This is a genomic window from Arthrobacter sp. H41 (assembly GCF_000520535.1).
Classification (GTDB): Bacteria; Actinomycetota; Actinomycetes; order Actinomycetales; family Micrococcaceae; genus Arthrobacter_D.
Map to the genome: position 1 here is coordinate 12,791 of NZ_KI914775.1, position 4,629 is coordinate 17,419.

A 4,629-nucleotide genomic window follows, 5' to 3' on the forward strand; every position below is an offset into this window, starting at 1 on the left:
GCTGATACCGCGTCTCCGGCAGCCGCCGAACCCGCTGATACCGCGCCGCCGGCAGCTACTGAGAGCCCCGTGTCCGCTACCCCGGCCCCGCGCCCCGCGTCTTCCCGCCCGCCGCTTCCCACGGCCATGACCCCGCGCCCGGCCCGGAAGTCCCAGCGGCCGATCGCCGTACCGCCGGCGCACAGTACGCCGCTCGAGGAAGCAGCCAGGTTCGCCCGCGTGGAGGATGACGGCCACGTCTACCTGCTCATCGATGATGAGGAACACCCGGTGGGCCAGTACCCCGATGCCACGCGGGAGGAGGCGCTCGCCTACTTCGTGCGCAAGTACGACGACGTCGCAAGTCAGGTTGTCCTGCTCGAGCAGCGTGTGCAGGCCAAAGCGCCCTCCTCCGATATGCAGAAGACCGCCAAACACCTCCGCGCGCAGGTGGGCGAGCGGAAGATGGTCGGCGATGTGGTGGGGCTGGTAGCCCGCATCGATGCGCTGATGGAGGCCATCACACAGCTCGAGAAGACCGAGCGTGCCGCCCAGGACGAGGTGAAGGCAAAGGAACTCGCTGCGCGTGAAGCCCTGGTGTCGGAGGCCGAAGAGCTTGCGGGCCGGGACCCGGGGACTGTGCAATGGAAAGTCAGCAGCACCCGGATGAACGAACTGTTCGAGCTGTGGAAGGCCGCGCAGAAGAACGGGCCCCGGCTCGGCCGCGGGACCGAAGACGCCCTGTGGAAGAGGTTCCGCTCGGCACGCACCGTTTTCGACCGTCACCGCCGCGCCTACTTCTCCCAGCTGGACAGCGACAACGCCGAGGCCAAGCACGCCAAGGAAGCACTGATCGGGAAGGCTGAGCAGCTCTCCACCTCCACCGACTGGGGTCACACCGCCGCCGAGTACCGCCGTCTCATGGACGAGTGGAAAGCGTCGAAGCGTGCCAGCCGCAAGGACGACGACGCCCTCTGGGCCCGCTTCCGCGCAGCCCAGGACCGCTTCTTCGAGGCCCGTAAGACAGCAAATGAAGCGGTGGATGAAGAGTACGGGTCCAATCTCACGGCGAAGGAAACTCTCCTTCGGGAGGCCAAGCAGCTGGTACCGGTCCGGGACGTCGCCGCGGCGAAGAAGGCCCTGCAGTCCATCCGGGACCGATGGGAAGAGGCTGGGAAGGTTCCCCGCGCCGACATGGGGCGGATCGAGGCCGGCCTGCGGCAGGTGGAGGACGCGGTCAAGGCTGCTGACGACGCCCACTGGCAGAAGACCAATCCGGAAACCAAGGCACGTACCAACAGCGCGCTGAGCCAGCTCGAGGCAACGATCGCCACTCTTCAGGAAGACCTTGCCGCAGCCGAACAGGCCGGCGACACCAAACGGATCACCACGGCCAGGGAAGCGCTCGCCGCCCGTGAGCAATGGCTCGCGATGCTGCAGCGCTCGGCTCAGGACTTCTCCTAGGGCACACTGCGCTGCCTCGTCGTCGAGGCCTCCGCTCCCGGTTGTCCACATGCCGGGGACGGAGGCTTCTCCTTTGGCCGCGCGTTGGCGATGCTGGAGCAATGCCTCCCTTGGACAGCCTGACCTCAGCGTCACCGCCTACGCTTCCGCTGCCCCGAGCGACTTCCGGGGTCGTGATCACCTCCACCGGTGGCGCGCTCTTCCATGCGGGCGAGGTCTTCAGCTCCGAGGAGCTGCAGGCGATGAGGCTGGACGGACTGGTGCGCCGGATCTACGGGAGTTCGTACCTGAGAACTGACTTCCTGGAGGACGCATCGGTTCGGGCCCAGTGTGCTGCGCGTTCGGTGCCGAGGAGCCTTCGGACCCGCGTGGCTCTCGGCCGGCAGTGCGCTGCGTGGATCTACGGCTGCGCTCCGCCTCCCCTGCTGCTGAGCCTGGTGACCGATCACCGACGCCGGACCACCTCCCTGCCGCTGTTCAGCAATGCCGCAATGCACCAGGTGGCGCTGGGTCCGTTCGACGTCAACCTGGTCGCCGGTGTCCCCGTCACCACGCCCCTGCGCACTGCCCTCGATATCGCGATTCACGGGGAGGACACCAGTGCGGTGGACATTCTCTGTGCAATCGCTTCGACCGACTCGCTCGAATGCCGACTGCGCCTCGTCGAGGCCGCCGTCACCACGACGAGGCGTGTGCCGGGACGAACAAGGGCTCTCGCGCGCCTCCGGCAGGCCCAGGCGTTGACATCCGCGGAACCGTGAATCCGTCCGGGTACGGCAAGGTTCAGATCCTGCGCTGCGCCCCGGTGGTGCGGTATACGTCGAAGACCCCGTCGATGCGCCGGACCGCCCCGAGAATGTGGCTCAGGTACTTCGGATCGCCCATCTCGAAGGCGAACCGCGACATCGCCACACGGTCGGACGAGGTATTGACGCTCGCCGCGAGGATATTCACGTGGTTCTCCGAAAGCACCCGCGTGACGTCGGACAACAGGCTCTTCCGGTCCAGGGCTTCCACCTGGATCTCCACGAGGAAGACGCTCGACTGCGTGGGCGCCCATTCGACCGGGACGATGCGGTCGGGCTGGTCCCGCAGGTCTGTGACGTTCCGGCAGTCGTTCCGGTGCACCGAGACACCCGAGCCCCGGGTCACGAAGCCGACGATAGGGTCGGGCGGGACGGGCGTGCAGCAGCGGGCAAGCTTGACCCAGACGTCGCCCACACCGCGGACGGTGACTCCGGAGTCGGTGAACTTGGGTCGGCGCGGCTGGGTCGCCACCGCTGTCTCGGCGATGTTCTCCTCCGCGCCCTGATGCCCGCCCATCAATGCGACAAGGTGCTCGATCACGTTCTGCGGGGACGTGTGGCCGTCTCCGACCGCCGCGTACAGCGCGGCGATGTCCTGGTGCCGGAGGTCGTGGGCCACCGTGGTGAGGGCGCTGTGGGTCATCATGCGCTGGAGCGGAAGATTTTGCTTCCGCATAGCCCGTGTCAGCAGGTCCTTGCCCTTGTCGATCGCTTCTTCGCGGCGTTCCTTGGTGAACCACTGGCGGATCTTGTTGCGTGCCCGGGGGCTTTTGACGAATCCCTGCCAGTCCTGGCTCGGTCCCGCACCCTCCGCCTTCGAGGTGAAGACCTCCACCCAGTCGCCATGGGTCAGTTCGCTGTTCAGCGGCACCAGTTTTCCGTTGACGCGTGCCCCGATGGTCCGGTGGCCGACCTCGGTGTGAACGGCGTAGGCGAAGTCCACGGGCGTGGATCCCGCCGGCAGGGCCATGACCTCGCCCTTGGGTGTGAAGACGAAAACCTCGCGCGCGTTGATCTCGAAACGCAGCGAATCGAGGAACTCGTCCGGATCGGAGGTTTCCTGCTGCCAGTCGACAAGGCTCCGCAGCCAACCCATGTCGCCGTTGTCCGGCGCCTCGATTGCCTTTCCGCCGCCGTTCTTGTATTTCCAGTGCGCTGCGACACCGTATTCGGCGCGGCGGTGCATGTCGTACGTGCGGATCTGGATCTCCACCGGCTTGCCGCCCGGACCGATCACCGTGGTGTGGAGCGACTGGTACATGTTGAATTTCGGCATGGCGATGTAGTCCTTGAACCGCCCGGGCAGCGGGTTCCATCGCGAGTGCAGCGAACCAAGGGTGGCATAGCAGTCACGTACGCTGTCCACCAGGACGCGGACGCCCATCAGGTCATGGATGTCGTCGAAGTCCTTGCCCCGTACGATCATCTTCTGGTAGATCGAGTAGTAATGCTTTGGCCGTCCGGTGATCGTGGCCTTGATCTTGACGGCGCGCAGGTCCTCCTCGACCTGGTTGCGGACGAGGCTCAGGTGTTTCTCCCGCTCAGGCGTGCGGTCACCGACCATCCGGACGATCTCCTCGTACACCTTGGGGTGCAGGGCGGCGAACGAAAGATCCTCCAGTTCCCACTTGATGGTGTTCATTCCGAGCCGGTGAGCCAGCGGCGCGAAGATCTCGAGGGTTTCCCTGGCCTTCTTCGCCGAGGAGGCCGCCGAGACGAAGCGCCAGGTCCGCGCATTGTGGAGCCGGTCGGCGAGTTTGATGACCAGGACGCGGATGTCCTTGGCCATCGCCACCACCATCTTGCGCACCGTCTCCGCCTGCGCCGCGTCGCCGAAGGAAACCTTGTCGAGTTTCGTGACGCCGTCGACAAGCATGGCGACCTCGGGCCCGAAGTCTCGGCGCAGCTCATCGAGCGTGTAGGAGGTGTCCTCCACCGTGTCGTGCAGGAGTGCGGCCGCCAGGGTAGTGCCGGTCATTCCCAGTTCAGCGAGGATCGTGGCGACAGCAACGGGGTGGGTGATGTACGGGTCGCCGCTCTTGCGTTTCTGCCCCTCATGGCTGCGCTCCGCCACCAGGTAGGCCCGCTGGATGAGGTCGAGGTCCTCCTTCGGGTTGTTGGCCCGAACGGTGCGCAGCAACGGTTCGAGCACCGGCGAGTACCCCGAGGACCCCCGCCCGGCCAGCCTGGCGATCCGGGCACGCGTACGGCCCCGGCGTCCGGGCACAGCCTGATCCGCGTTCGCCGCCGTCGGATCCGCCCTCGGATCCGCCTCCGCGTCGGCCGCCGCAGTTCCGGTTGCCGAACTGCCGGCTGACCCGGCGCCGGCCGCTGCACCTGCCGCCGCCAAGGGCTGCTCGGCGAGAGCGGCCGGAGCCGC

3 protein-coding genes are annotated in these 4,629 nt (G+C 66.7%); 2 read left to right on the forward strand and 1 reads right to left on the reverse strand.

The window, feature by feature from the left end:
• Together Y705_RS0104605 and Y705_RS0104610 are read left to right on the forward strand one after the other, a co-directional pair.
• Window positions 1-1,443: DUF349 domain-containing protein (locus tag Y705_RS0104605; RefSeq protein WP_026531996.1), on the forward strand; the 1,443-nt coding region annotated here is incomplete at its 5' end.
• Window positions 1,444-1,616: 173 nt separating this feature from the next.
• A complete protein-coding gene (locus tag Y705_RS0104610; protein WP_155849925.1) occupies window positions 1,617-2,204 on the forward strand; it encodes a hypothetical protein in 588 nt (195 codons plus the stop codon).
• A 22-nt stretch (window positions 2,205-2,226) separates the two neighbouring features.
• Here Y705_RS0104610 and Y705_RS17440 read toward each other — a convergent pair whose 3' ends face one another.
• Window positions 2,227-4,476, reverse strand: coding sequence for a RelA/SpoT family protein (locus Y705_RS17440; protein ID WP_049822285.1), 2,250 nt, complete (start codon window positions 4,474-4,476; stop codon window positions 2,227-2,229).
• Window positions 4,477-4,629: the final 153 nt, after the last annotated feature.